Source organism: Proteus terrae subsp. cibarius (genome assembly GCF_011045835.1).
GTDB classification, from domain to species: domain Bacteria; phylum Pseudomonadota; class Gammaproteobacteria; order Enterobacterales; family Enterobacteriaceae; genus Proteus; species Proteus cibarius.
The window spans coordinates 1,598,668-1,612,615 of the sequence record NZ_CP047349.1 but is presented as its reverse complement, the minus strand read 5'-3'; the positions used below and the strand labels follow the sequence as shown (position 1 = coordinate 1,612,615).

Here is a 13,948-nt window from a genome sequence, read left to right as displayed (position 1 = left end):
CTATTTAGTGCCTAATTCTTCAACTGCACCACGTAAGAAGAAATCTAATGTTTCTTCTACTGTTTGGCGAGTTTCAATACTTGGTTTCCAATCCAATAAACGCTCTGCGTTTTTAATACTTGGCTTACGGTGTTCAACATCTTGGTAGCCTTTACCATAGTAACTGCTACTTTCAATCTTCTTAAAGCCTGCAAATGGAGGGAAATGTCCACGTAACTCATGTTTTTCGAAGCAATCTAACAGCATTTCTGCTAATTCGCGAATACTAGCTTCGTTAGTTGGGTTACCAATATTGATAATTTGACCATCACATTTATTATCACGATTTTCAATAATACGGAATAAAGCTTCAATACCGTCATTGATATCAGTGAAACAACGTTTTTGCTCACCACCATCAACCAATTTAATTGGTGAACCTTCAACTAAGTTCAGAATTAATTGTGTAATTGCACGAGAGCTACCGATACGCGCTGAATTTAAGTTATCTAAACGAGGCCCCATCCAGTTAAATGGACGGAACAACGTAAATTTCAGGCCTTCTTTGGCACCATAAGCCCAAATAACTCGGTCTAATAACTGTTTAGATACAGAGTAAATCCAACGTTGTTTATTGATTGGACCAACAATCAGACGTGAATTATCTTCGTCAAATTCTTTATCATCACACATACCATAAACTTCTGATGTGGATGGGAAAATAATACGTTTATTATATTTAACACAATAACGTACAATTTTTAAGTTTTCTTCAAAGTCTAATTCAAATACACGTAATGGATTACGGGTATATTCAATTGGTGTTGCAATAGCAACTAATGGCAGAATAACGTCACATTTTTTAATATGGTATTCAATCCATTCTGTATGAATACTCACGTCACCTTCAATAAAGTGGAAACGTGGATTTCCAATAAAGCGCTCAATTGCAGAAGAACCGATATCCATACCATAGATATCATAGTTATCATCTTTTAATAGACGCTCTGTTAGATGGTTACCAATAAAGCCATTCACACCTAAAATCAGAACACGTTTACGACGTTTAACTTGTGCAGTTGCTTTTGGTCCAACACGAACATCCGTCACAATACCCATTTCAGCCGCTAAACGACTTCCTTGAACATAAAGACCATTTTCACTTTGACCAGTAACAACTTCAATTGCACCTTCTGCGCATGCAATCACTAAAGGCTCTGTTGAAATAACAGTACCAGGGCGTTTGCCTTGATTATCGGCAATAGTGCGTGAACGCCAGATAATCATTTTACGTTCACCTAAGAAAGTAAAAGCACCTGGGTATGGTTCTGTAACAGCACGCACTAAGTTGTGAACTGTTTTTGCATTTGCATTCCAGTCAATTAAACCATCATCCGCACAACGACGGCCAAAATAAGTTGCTTGGCTTTCATCTTGTGCCGTTGTTGAATAATCACCCGATACAATATGAGGTAATGCGCTAGAGAGTAACTTATCAGCAGCTTCTCTTACTTTTTCATGTAAAATCAAAGAAGTATCATTATCTGCGATAGTGACTTTTTCTTGAGCGACGATATCACCCGCGTCAGCTTTCGCTGTCATTTTGTGTAAAGTAACACCCGTTTCTGTTTCACCATTCACGATCGCCCAGTTAATTGGTGCACGACCACGATATTTTGGTAATAAAGAACCGTGTAAATTAAATGCGCCTTTAGGTGCCAAATTCAGGATCTCATCACTTAACATGTGACGATAATAGAAAGAAAAAATGACATCAGGTTTCATTTCACGAATACGTTCAATCCACAATGGGTGATTGACATTTTCAGGTGCAAATACTGTCAACCCCATTTCTGCACTCACTCGAGCAACAGATGAGAAGAAATGATTTTCATTAGGATCGTCAGTGTGGGTAAATACAGCCTGAATATCATAACCTGCTTTTTCAAGTGCTTTTAATCCAACACAGCCAATATCGTGATAGGCAAATACTATTGCTTTCATTAGTCTTTTTCCTGATCTTCGTTGGGTTTATTAACGCCAACCACTTTTTGGATAAAATACCGAGGACGCGCTCTTACATCATTATAAATTCGGCCTATATACTCACCTAATAAGCCCATTGCAACGAACTGCGCTCCGATAAACATAAATAAGATTGCAAAGAGTGTGAATACACCCTCAGCGGCCCACATCGCACCAAAAATAATACGCAAAATAATCAGCAGTAAGGCTAAAAGAAAGCCAGATACAGCAATCACACTGCCGACAATGCTTAATAAACGTAATGGTGCCGTGGTAAGACAAGTTAATAGGTCGTACATTAAATTAATAAGCTTTAAAAAACTGTATTTTGAATCGCCATACTCACGCTCAGCGTGAGCAACATCGATTTCAATAGTACGACGAGCGAATGTGTTCGCAAGAATGGGAATAAACGTACTTCTTTCGTGACACTGTAACATCGCTTCAACAATGTGGCGACGATAAGCACGAAGCATACAACCGTAGTCTCCCATAGAACGACCGGTTGCTTTAGTGATCATTGAGTTGATCATTTTTGAAGCAGTTTTACGAAACCATGAATCTTGACGGTTACGACGGCGAGTTCCGACAACGTCATACCCTTCTTCAGCCGTCGCGACAAGTCTTGGGATCTCTTCAGGTGGATTTTGTAAATCCGCATCCAATGTGATCACTAAATCACCATCAGCCTGATTGAAACCGGCCATAATTGCAGAATGTTGACCATAATTACGGTTCAAAATAATTGCAATAACGTGATTTTCTTCAATTGCAGCCGCTTCTTCTAACATCTTAGCTGAATGGTCACTGCTACCATCATCAACAAGGATCAGTTCATACTCTTGCTTTAACTGTTTACAGCTCTTAATTGTACGTTCTAAAAGCTGAGGAAGGCTCTCTTCCTCGTTATAAACGGGGATTACAACCGATACTTTCTTGATTTCATCAAATGTTGACACTTAAATATGCTCCGAAAGAATTTCATTGATCGCATCTACAACGCGAATAACATCTTCATTACTCATATCAGGAAACAGCGGCAGCGAGCATAACGTTGCAGAGTTCCATTCTGATTGAGGAAGGGATAAAGCAGGATAGCGTTCACGATAATACTTTTGTGTGTGCGCCGCACGGAAATGAAGCCCTGTACCAATATCTTTTTGCTTTAATTTTTCCATAAAGGTATCGCGATCGATACCACACACATTTTTATCGACTCTCACCATAAACAAGTGATTAGCATGTAAATGTGAATATTCAGGGACACTCAACATCTCTAATGGTGAGTCTTTGAGTTTTTCACGATACAGTGCAACTAACTCAGCACGTTTAGCATTCATTTCCTCTAAACGCCCTAATTGCACCACAGCAATGGCTGCATGAATATCAGATAAGTTATATTTATAACCTGGCTCAACAACTTCTGCTTGAGGTTTACGTCCTTGAACTTGTCTATCAAAGGCGTCAACACCTAAACCATGGAATTTTAAGCAACGTACTCTATTCGCTAATTCGTCATTATCAGTAACAACCAATCCGCCCTCTGCACAAGTAACGTTCTTAATTGCATGGAAAGAGAAAATAGAGGTTCCTTTTTCACCAATCCATTCATTTTTATAGCGAGTACCAATAGCATGCGCAGCATCTTCAATCAGAGGAATTCCTGCATCTTGTGCAACTTTTCGTAAAGCATCAAGATCGCAAGGTGCACCAGCATAATGAACTGGAATAATTGCTTTCGTTCTAGGTGTAATGGCTTTTTTGACATCTTCTGCACTTACCATCAAGGTATCGCGGTCAACATCAATCATTACTGGCTCTGCACCGAGTAACGTAATGATGTTCATTGTTGAAACCCAAGTTTGTGATGGTGTGATAACTTCATCACCAGCGCCAATTCCCATCGCCATTAAAACAACATGCATACCCGCAGTGGCAGAGCAAATTGCGATAGCGTGTTTGCTACCAAATTTTTCACAAAAATCTTGCTCTAATTGATGATTTTGAGGGCCTGTTGTAATCCAACCTGAACGCAGTACATCCTCAACGGCTTTGATTTCTTCATCGCCAATCGCAGGGCGAGAGAAAGGAAGGAAGTGACTCATAAAAATGTAGCCTAATTAATGAATGAATAAAAAACAATTATATACAAACTATTGCTCACCGACATCCGTCTTATTAAGAAAACATTAAAAAAACCTTAATAATTACTTGGAGATAAGCTTAACAATAGCCATATTATTGCAAAACCTGCCAATCAATATGATCAACATCATTGATGCACTTGATATTTGTATTAAATGTAGTTGATAATAATTTTTCGTCCAATAAGAGTGCAGATGCGCCAGAATTAACCAAACATCCATTTTTTATGAGCCAAACTCTGTCTGCTTTTTGATAGGAATGATTCAAATTATGTGTACTCATAATAACGGCGCCACCTTGTTGGCAAAACTTATCAACCCACTTGTCCAAAATCGCCAACTGTACGACATCTAAATTATTAGTTGGTTCATCAAGTAACATTAATTTCCCTTTTAAATCATAATTTGACCATAATTGGATAAATGCACCAACAATTCTGACCTTCTGCCATTCGCCTCCCGATAAATGATGAATATTTTTTAACAATAATTTGTCAATTTTAAAATCATTTAACAGCATATTTAATTGCTGAACATCCATTTTCGACAATTTATGATATAGCGAGAGGTAATGAAAAACAGGCATAAATGACAAAGCTTCCAATTGTTGTATAACAATGCTCTGCATTCTAGAAAGATCATCATATTTATAATGTCTTATTGAAGTTTCGTTTAGAATAATTTTGCCACTAAAAGAAAACTCTCCTGCGATAGCCATTAAAAGCGTACTTTTTCCTGCGCCATTAGCACCAATTAAGTGGACTCGCTCGCCATAACTTACTTGCTCTGTAAATGCGTTAAGTCGATCATCAACACTTACATTATTAAGTTTAAGTAACGCCATATTACAAACGCCCCATCTCTTTGGTTGCCAATAACCAGATAAATAAAGGTGCACCAAGCGTTGCTGTAATCACGCCTATCGGAACTTCTGCACCATTTAAAACCAAGCGAGATAGCAAATCAGCAAGTAATAACAACCCACCACCAGCAAGCGCACACGCGGGTAATAATGTTTTATAATGGGTTAAGCCACATAATCTTAATAAATGCGGTACAACAAGCCCTATAAAGCTTATAGCGCCCGCTAAAGCAACACTCAGCCCTATCAATAATCCAACGGCTAAAATAAACCAATTTCGCCATTGATTAACGGATATGCCTAATTGTTTTGCTCTAAATGAACCTAGTGATAAATAATTAAGAACATCAGCTTGTAGAATAAGGAGCAAGAGAATAGGCGTAAGAGCCCAAAATAAGACTTGATGGCGCCAATCAATACCGCTAAAACTCCCCATCAGCCAATACATTAATTGCCTTAAATCCAAAGCTGAACTGAAGTAAACCAACCAAGTCATTATCGCACTTGCCATAACACCCAATGCCACACCAATTAATAATAACTGAGCATTAGATAGTTTTCTTATTCGAGTAAAAAACATTAATAAAAGAGTGATCCCTAATGCGCCAAATATCGCCGCACTACTTATTAGCCAAGGGCTTAAACCAATTTGTAGAACAATAAGTAATACAACACATACTCCCGCACCACTACTTACTCCTAATAATCCTGGCTCTGCGAGTGGATTTTGGAATAGAGCCTGCATAATAGCACCAGCAATTGCCAAACTTGCACCAACAGTCACAACGGCAAGCATTCTTGGTAAACGAATTTGCCAAACAAATAAATTGGCTTCATCTGTTAACCATTGATGTGGAAATAACACAATCTCACCAACAGAGAGGGAAAAAATAAATAAGAAACATAATGCTAGTGCCATTAGAAACAGCTTTTTTCTGTCGCCAATGCGTTGTCTTTTAGTAAATTTAATCAGAGGATTAACTTCTTTATTCATTTCGTTCCCTATTCATGCAACAACGGTTCTTGCTATTCTTATTTATAAAGTTATTTTTTAGCAACATAACATGTTCGCATTCAATGATGAAAAACTAAATTGAGAACATACAAGCCTGTCTCTAATAATAAAGAAAAACTAGGATTAACTATCACAGTATTGATGTAAATAAGAGATAAAAAGGAAGGGTCAAAATAAGAAGTGAAAATAAAAAAGAAAGATAATTAGAAAATAAAAACACGCTATCTAAATAAAAATATCCATTCAGACCATATTGATAAATATAAACCCCCAATACGGCTATCATCAAAATTAGATACAGCTAGAAATGATAAAAAAACGGCTTTCAAAGAAAGCCGTTTTGGATGTTTTTTAAATCTTATTCTTTTGGTGTTGCGCTTTCAACCCGGCTTTTTAACTTTTGTCCTGGGCGGAAAGTAACAACACGGCGAGCTGTAATAGGAATGTCTTCCCCAGTTTTCGGATTACGACCTGGGCGCTGATTTTTATCACGCAGGTCAAAGTTTCCGAATCCAGACAGCTTCACCTGTTCTCCATTTTCAAGAGAACGACGCACTTCCTCAAAAAAGGATTCTACAAGGTCTTTTGCATCGCGTTTGCTAACACCAAGTTTTTCAAACAGATTTTCTGCCATTTCAGCTTTTGTAAGCGCCATAGGTCTAGTCCCTCAAGGATGCTTGGAATCGCTGTTTCAATGCTGCTACACAGTTACTCACTGTTGCAGCAATCTCATCTTCTTCCAGTGTATGCTCGATATCCTGCAAGATTATGCTAATAGCGAGGCTTTTATAGCCCTCTGCTACTCCCTTACCACAATACACGTCAAATAAGTTTATGCCAACTATTTGATTTCCGCCAACTTTCTTACATTCGGCTAAAATATCTTCTGCAGCAACATCATTCGGAACAACTACAGCGATATCTCTACGATTCGAAGGGTAACGAGAAACTGCTTTTGCTTGTGGTAAACTGCGATTTGCAATTGCATTCCAACGTATTTCGAATACTACCGTACGACCGTTTAAGTCAAGTTTACGTTCAAGCTCTGGATGAACAACGCCAATACAGCCAATATATTCATTTCTCAGATAAATCCCAGCACTTTGTCCCGGATGAAGTGCTGAATGACTAGCTGGTTTAAATGTAATTTCATCTAGCTGGCCTGTCAATTCCAGAATTGATTCAATATTACCTTTCAAATCAAAGAAATCAACAGTTTGCTTATCTAAATTCCAATGTTCTTCATAACGGTTGCCCGCGATCACACCAGCTAACATAAGTTCCTGACGTATTCCATATTCTGCTTGATTATCAGGAACAAAACGCAGACCTGCTTCAAATAACCTAACTCTAGATTGTTGACGGTTCTGATTATATACAGTTGTAGTCAATAATCCGGTTAGTAGAGACAGTCTCATTGCTGACATATCCGCTGAAATTGGATTAGGCAGAATTAATGCTTCTTCATTTGGATGTAATAAAGATTGGATCTTAGGATCAACAAAGCTATAAGTAATTGCTTCTTGGAAGCCATTGTCTACTAGCATTGTTTTAACGCGTTTTAATGATAAGTTTGCTTCACGGTGATTGGTCATCACCAAGTCAGCGCGTAATGGCACATCTGGAATATTGTTGTAGCCATAAATACGAGCAACTTCTTCAATTAGATCTTCTTCAATTTGAACATCAAAACGCCATGAAGGAACTGTTGCTAACCAGCCGTCATTTTCAACAGAAACTTTGAAACCTAAGCGAGTTAATGAGTCCAGAACTTGTGCATCATCAATCACGTGACCTAATAAACGGTCTAATTTTTTACGTGTTAATTTGACTGGTGCAATATTTGGTAAATGTGCTTTATTGGTTACATCAATCACTTCACCGACTTCACCACCGCAAATTTCTAGCAGTAATTTCGTTGCACGCTCAATTGCGTTGTATTGTAGCTCAGAATCAACGCCACGCTCAAAACGATGAGAGGCATCAGTATGCAAGCCATAACGACGTGCACGGCCTGTGATAGATAATGGAGAGAAGAATGCACACTCTAAGAAGACATTTTTCGTTTCTTCATTAACACCTGATGATTCACCACCGAAAATACCTGCCATACCCAATGCTTGTTTTTCGTCAGCAATAACTAATACATCATCTTTTAATGTAATTTCATTACCATCAAGTAAAGTCAGTTTTTCACCATCTTTACCCATACGAACAACTACAGCACCTTCAACGCGATCAAGATCGAACGCATGCAACGGTTGACCCATTTCAAGTAAAATTAAGTTGGTAATATCAACAATTGGGTCAATAGAACGAATGCCACCACGACGTAACTTTTCTTGCATCCATAAAGGTGTTTTTGCTTTCACATTCATATTGGTGAAAACACGACCTAAATAACGTGGACACGCCTCTGGTGCTTCAACACGTACAGGGAATGTTGCTGATGATGTAGCCGCAACAGGCGACATATCAGGTACTTGGCATTCCATTTTGTTGATTACAGCGATATCACGAGCAACACCTAAAATACCTAAGCAATCAGCACGGTTTGGTGTAATGCTAATTTCAATCGCATTATCATTTAATTTTAAATATTCACGAATATCCATGCCAATAGGCGCATCAGCAGGTAATTCAATAATACCTTCATGATTTTCTGAAATTGCTAATTCAGAAAATGAGCACAGCATGCCTTCAGAAGGTTCGCCACGCAGTTTTGCTGCTTTAATTTTAAAATCGCCAGGTAATACAGCACCAACTGTTGCTACCGCAACTTTTAGCCCTTGGCGGCAGTTAGGTGCACCACAAACGATATCGAGTAATCTATCACCGCCTACGTTAACTTTCGTTACACGTAATTTATCGGCATTAGGATGTTGTCCACATTCAACAACTTCACCTACAAACACACCGTGAAAATCACCAGCAACAGCTTCAACGCCGTCAACTTCAAGGCCTGCCATTGTCAGTTGTTCAGAAAGCGCTTCGCTACTAATCGCTGGGTTTACCCACTCACGTAACCAAAGTTCACTGAATTTCATGAGATAATCCCACCTTATTTAAACTGTTTGAGGAAACGAAGATCGTTTTCGAAGAATGAACGCAAGTCAGTGACACCGTAACGTAACATGGTCAGACGTTCCATACCCATACCGAACGCAAAGCCTGAATAAACTTCAGGATCAATCCCTACATTACGTAATACATTTGGGTGAACCATACCGCAACCCAACACTTCTAACCATTTACCATTCTTACCCATTACATCGACTTCTGCAGAAGGCTCTGTGAATGGAAAATAAGAAGGACGGAAACGAATTTCCATATCTTCTTCAAAAAAGTTTTTCAGGAAATCGTGTAGTGTTCCTTTTAAATTGGTAAAGCTAATGTCTTTATCAACAATTAAACCTTCAATTTGATGGAACATTGGTGTGTGAGTCTGATCGTAGTCATTACGATATACGCGACCTGGTGCGATGATGCGAATAGGTGGCTGTTTATCTTGCATGGTACGAATTTGTACACCTGATGTTTGTGTACGTAGTAAACGTTTTGCATCAAACCAAAAAGTATCGTGGTCGGCTCTTGCTGGGTGATGAGCAGGAATATTCAACGCATCAAAGTTATGATAATCATCTTCAATTTCAGGGCCAGATTCTACAGAAAACCCTAATTCGCCAAAGAAAGTTTCAATACGTTCAATTGTACGAGTTACTGGGTGTAGACCACCGTTTTCAATACGGCGACCAGGCAAAGACACATCGATTTTCTCAGCAGATAAACGTTCGTTTAATAATGCTGATTCAAGATAATCTTTACGAGTATTCAGCGCTTGCTGAACCTCTTGTTTAGCCTGATTAATGACAGCCCCTGCAGCTGGACGATCTTCCGCGGGTAAGTCGCGCAGCGTGGACATCTGAAGCGTTAAATGACCTTTTTTCCCCAAGTATTCAACACGAACCGAATCCAGCGCAGCAACATCCTGTGCCTCTTCGATAGCTGCTTTAGCTTGAGCAACGAGTTCAGCGAGATGTGGCATCGTTTCCTCTTCCTTTGACCTGATGAGGTCTATTAGTTGTTATCAATGATGACGAATAAAATTGCCCTTTTTGGTTTCTAACCCAGTATTGGGATCTGAAAACAAAAAAGCCTCCATATTGGAGGCTCAGGCGCTACTTTTCGTTTCTTTTCTTACGCGCAAAAGCCCCCTTGAATTAGGCGCTAAAGTAAAAAAAGAAACGGAAAAAAGCGATATTTAACATTGATAATGTCTCTTAAAATATTAACTTATTGAATTTATATCATTAAGCCACAAATTTAGACAAAATAAAAGAGGGAGAAAACTCCCTCTTCCATTGCTTAATAAATAATTAAGCCAGAGCACCTTTCGCTTTTTCAACTAAAGCAGCGAATGCTACTTTGTCGAATACAGCGATGTCAGCCAGAATCTTACGGTCGATTTCAATGGATGCTTTTTTCAGACCATTGATGAAACGGCTATAAGACATACCGTTCTGACGAGCTGCTGCGTTGATACGCGCGATCCACAGCTGACGGAACTGACGTTTTTTCTGACGACGGTCACGGTACGCATATTGACCAGCTTTGATTACAGCCTGGAAAGCTACACGATATACACGTGAACGTGCACCGTAATAACCTTTAGCTTGCTTTAAAATTTTCTTGTGACGAGCACGGGCGATAACACCACGTTTAGCACGAGCCATATTAAACTCCTAGATGTCTATATTCTGTTAAAAAAGTGATACTTATGCGTATGGTAAGCAAGCTACGACCAGACCTAAATCTCCTTTAGAGACCATGCCTTTTGGACGTAAATGACGTTTACGCTTAGTTGATTTTTTAGTCAGAATGTGACGGAGGTTAGCATGCTTGCGCTTGAAGCCACCACCAGCTGTTTTTTTAAAGCGCTTAGCTGCGCCGCGTACTGTTTTAATCTTTGGCATTTCTATAATCCACTTCGCATTGTTAATAACATAAAATAATAAGGCGAATAGCAATCAGCCTCTAAAGGCTGACGCTATTACTTGAATTGCCCGACTATTTCTTCTTCGGCGCTAACACCATGATCATCTGACGCCCTTCAATCTTATTAGGGAAAGATTCAACAGCAGCCAGTTCATCCAAATCTTCACGGATACGGTTAAGCATTTCCATACCGATTTGTTGGTGTGCCATTTCACGACCACGGAAACGCAGTGTGACTTTGGCTTTATCGCCATCTTCAAGAAAACGAATCAGGTTGCGTAGTTTGACCTGATAGTCGCCTTCATCTGTACCAGGACGGAATTTAACTTCCTTAACCTGAATAACTTTTTGTTTCTTTTTCTGTTCTTTGAGAGTCTTACTTTTCTCATAGAGGAATTTGCCGTAGTCCATAATACGACAAACCGGCGGCTCGGCATTAGGACTAATTTCAACTAAATCAGCTCCTGCTTCCTCGGCTTTCTCAAGAGCCTCTTTCAGACTAACAACTCCAATCTGTTCGCCATCTAAACCTGTTAAACGAACTTCATGAGCGCGAATCTCACCATTGATGCGATTCTGACGCGTTGATTGAATTCTTTTTCCGCCTTTAATACCTTATTCCTCCAACTGATGAAGACTTCTGCTTCTAATTTCTTGCAGAAGCTTTTCTTTAAATTCGTTAACGTCGATACTGCCAAGGTCTTTTCCTCGACGAGTACGAACCGCCACTTTGCCTGATTCAACTTCTTTATCGCCACAGACAAGCATGTACGGAACACGACGTAAAGTATGTTCACGAATTTTAAAGCCAATCTTCTCATTTCTCAAGTCTGCTTTTGCACGAATTCCGGCATCTTGCAATTCTTTGACGAGTTTTTGTACATAATCAGCCTGTCCATCCGTGATATTCATCACGACAACCTGCTGTGGTGCTAACCAAGTTGGGAAGAATCCTGCGTATTCTTCTGTCAGAATACCAATAAAACGTTCTAAGGATCCTAGCACTGCTCGGTGTAACATAACAGGTACTTTACGCTCGTTGTTTTCGGCAACATAAGATGCGCCTAAACGACCTGGTAGTGAGAAGTCTAATTGTACTGTACCACACTGCCATGCACGATCTAAACAATCGTAAAGTGTAAATTCAATTTTAGGGCCGTAAAACGCCCCTTCACCTGGCTGATATTCAAATTCAATATTGTTATCAGTTAAGGCTTTTGCTAAGTCTGCTTCAGCAACATCCCATAATGCATCTTCACCAATACGTTTTTCTGGGCGAGTTGACAACTTAACAACGATTTTTTCAAATCCGAAAGTAGAATATACATCATAAATCAATTTGATGCAGTCATTTACTTCACTTAAAATTTGTTCTTCAGTACAGAAGATATGCGCATCGTCTTGTGTAAAGCCACGAACACGCATTAAACCATGCAATGCACCAGATGGTTCATTACGATGGCAACTACCGAATTCAGCCATACGTAATGGCAAATCACGGTAAGAACGTAAACCTTGTTTGAAGATTTGTACGTGACCAGGACAGTTCATTGGTTTAATACAATATTCACGGTTCTCTGAAGATGTTGTGAACATGTTTTCTTTGTAGTTTTCCCAGTGACCTGTTTTTTCCCAAAGAACACGATCCATCATAAATGGACCTTTTACTTCTTGGTAATCATATTCTTTTAATTTACAACGTACAAATGTTTCTAACTCTCGGAAAATAGTCCAGCCATCATTATGCCAGAAAGCCATACCTGGCGCTTCTTCTTGCATATGATATAAATCAAGCTGTTTACCAATTTTACGGTGGTCACGTTTAGCTGCTTCTTCTAAGCGATCTAGGTAAGCTTTTAACTGTTTCTTATCAGCCCAAGCTGTACCATAAATGCGTTGTAGCATTTTATTGTCGCTGTTACCACGCCAATACGCACCTGCGATTTTCTGCAATTTGAAGTTATGACAGAAACGCATGTTTGGAACGTGTGGTCCACGGCACATATCAACATATTCTTGGTGATGATAAAGACCTGGTTGAGAATCTTGGCTAATATTTTCGTCAAGAATAGCAACTTTATAGTCTTCACCACGAGAAACAAATGTTTCACGAGCTTCAGCCCAGCTTACGCGTTTTTTAATAACGTCATAATCTGTTTTAGCCAACTCTAGCATGCGTTTTTCTAGAGCGTCTAAATCTTCCTGTGTTAGAGAATGGTCTAAATCCACATCATAGTAGAATCCATTTTCAATAACAGGACCAATCGCCATTTTGGTGTGTGGCCATAATTGTTTGATTGCATGTCCCAATAAGTGGGCACAAGAGTGACGAATAATCTCAAGACCTTCATCATCTTTTGCGGTGATAATCGCCAGATTTGAATCCTGCTCGATTAATTCACAAGCATCCACCAGCTCACCATTAACACGGCCTGCAATACATGCTTTCGCAAGTCCAGGGCCGATATCTGCAGCGACATCCATGACAGAAACTGCATTTTCAAATTGACGTTGGCTTCCGTCAGGAAGAGTAATAATTGGCATTTAAAATCCTTATTTACAGTGGTGACCCATACGCAAGATCACTTGTAAGCTTTTTATTTCATATATATTCAGTACGTTACGACAAGTTCTCACTTTACCTCGCGAGGTTTGCACACAGTTATGTACACATATTTATTTTATAAATACCCATAGCATCACTGAGCCTTATCGCAACTCAGGGAGGGATATTATCACAGACAGTAAAGATTTATACATTTATCTGCCTATATTTCCCCAAGAAGACACGAAATAAAAATAACAAAAAATCTCACTCATCACATTGTATTAATTGACTCGATACTCTTTTCTCTATCTCTTTTTTATCATCTATATTTTTGATGACATGATTATATTCAAGGTGTCAAAGTAAATAGCTAAAGCAGT

At 39.1% G+C, this 13,948-nt stretch carries 13 protein-coding genes and 1 other annotated feature; all 13 genes read right to left on the bottom strand.

The window, feature by feature from the left end; translation table 11 throughout:
• On the bottom strand, positions 1–1,983 hold the full coding sequence (arnA, locus tag GTH25_RS07545; RefSeq protein ID WP_075673351.1) for a bifunctional UDP-4-amino-4-deoxy-L-arabinose formyltransferase/UDP-glucuronic acid oxidase ArnA: 1,983 nt from the start codon (positions 1,981–1,983) through the stop codon (positions 1–3).
• The gene (gene arnC, locus GTH25_RS07540) at positions 1,983–2,963 is read right to left on the bottom strand and encodes an undecaprenyl-phosphate 4-deoxy-4-formamido-L-arabinose transferase (RefSeq protein WP_075673352.1); all 981 of its coding nucleotides are present in this window, start codon (positions 2,961–2,963) and stop codon (positions 1,983–1,985) included. The genes arnA and arnC overlap by 1 nt, the downstream gene beginning before the upstream one ends.
• Positions 2,964–4,109, bottom strand: coding sequence for a UDP-4-amino-4-deoxy-L-arabinose aminotransferase (arnB, locus tag GTH25_RS07535; RefSeq protein ID WP_164530469.1), 1,146 nt, complete (start codon positions 4,107–4,109; stop codon positions 2,964–2,966). It lies immediately after the preceding gene.
• Positions 4,110–4,242: 133 nt separating this feature from the next.
• Positions 4,243–4,992 (bottom strand): vitamin B12 ABC transporter ATP-binding protein BtuD, encoded by a 750-nt coding sequence (locus tag GTH25_RS07530; protein ID WP_164530468.1) that lies wholly within the window; start codon positions 4,990–4,992, stop codon positions 4,243–4,245.
• A 1-nt stretch (position 4,993) separates the two neighbouring features.
• Entirely contained in the window at positions 4,994–6,004 is a 1,011-nt protein-coding gene (btuC, locus tag GTH25_RS07525) for a vitamin B12 ABC transporter permease BtuC (RefSeq protein WP_164530467.1), read from the bottom strand.
• Positions 6,005–6,383: 379 nt separating this feature from the next.
• On the bottom strand, positions 6,384–6,680 hold the full coding sequence (gene ihfA, locus GTH25_RS07520) for an integration host factor subunit alpha (protein ID WP_023582381.1): 297 nt from the start codon (positions 6,678–6,680) through the stop codon (positions 6,384–6,386).
• Positions 6,681–6,684: 4 nt separating this feature from the next.
• Positions 6,685–9,072: a phenylalanine--tRNA ligase subunit beta gene (gene pheT / locus GTH25_RS07515; protein WP_075673356.1), complete on the bottom strand. Its 2,388-nt coding sequence runs from the start codon at positions 9,070–9,072 to the stop codon at positions 6,685–6,687.
• A 14-nt stretch (positions 9,073–9,086) separates the two neighbouring features.
• The gene (pheS, locus tag GTH25_RS07510; protein WP_023582383.1) at positions 9,087–10,070 is read right to left on the bottom strand and encodes a phenylalanine--tRNA ligase subunit alpha; all 984 of its coding nucleotides are present in this window, start codon (positions 10,068–10,070) and stop codon (positions 9,087–9,089) included.
• A 100-nt stretch (positions 10,071–10,170) separates the two neighbouring features.
• Positions 10,171–10,294, bottom strand: a sequence feature (Phe leader region).
• The gene (pheM, locus tag GTH25_RS19355; protein ID WP_120655563.1) at positions 10,246–10,293 is read right to left on the bottom strand and encodes a pheST operon leader peptide PheM; all 48 of its coding nucleotides are present in this window, start codon (positions 10,291–10,293) and stop codon (positions 10,246–10,248) included. It overlaps the preceding feature by 48 nt.
• 107 nt (positions 10,295–10,401) lie before the next feature.
• Entirely contained in the window at positions 10,402–10,758 is a 357-nt protein-coding gene (gene rplT, locus GTH25_RS07500; RefSeq protein WP_006537111.1) for a 50S ribosomal protein L20, read from the bottom strand.
• 42 nt (positions 10,759–10,800) lie between these two features.
• Complete coding sequence (gene rpmI / locus GTH25_RS07495) at positions 10,801–10,998, bottom strand: 50S ribosomal protein L35 (protein WP_004263702.1); 198 nt, start codon at positions 10,996–10,998, stop codon at positions 10,801–10,803.
• Between the two features lie 94 nt (positions 10,999–11,092).
• Positions 11,093–11,632, bottom strand: a complete 540-nt coding sequence (gene infC, locus GTH25_RS07490; RefSeq protein WP_036937410.1) for a translation initiation factor IF-3 — start codon at positions 11,630–11,632, stop codon at positions 11,093–11,095.
• A gap of 3 nt (positions 11,633–11,635) precedes the next feature.
• Positions 11,636–13,564: a threonine--tRNA ligase gene (gene thrS, locus GTH25_RS07485; RefSeq protein WP_075673357.1), complete on the bottom strand. Its 1,929-nt coding sequence runs from the start codon at positions 13,562–13,564 to the stop codon at positions 11,636–11,638.
• Between the last annotated feature and the right edge of the window lie 384 nt (positions 13,565–13,948).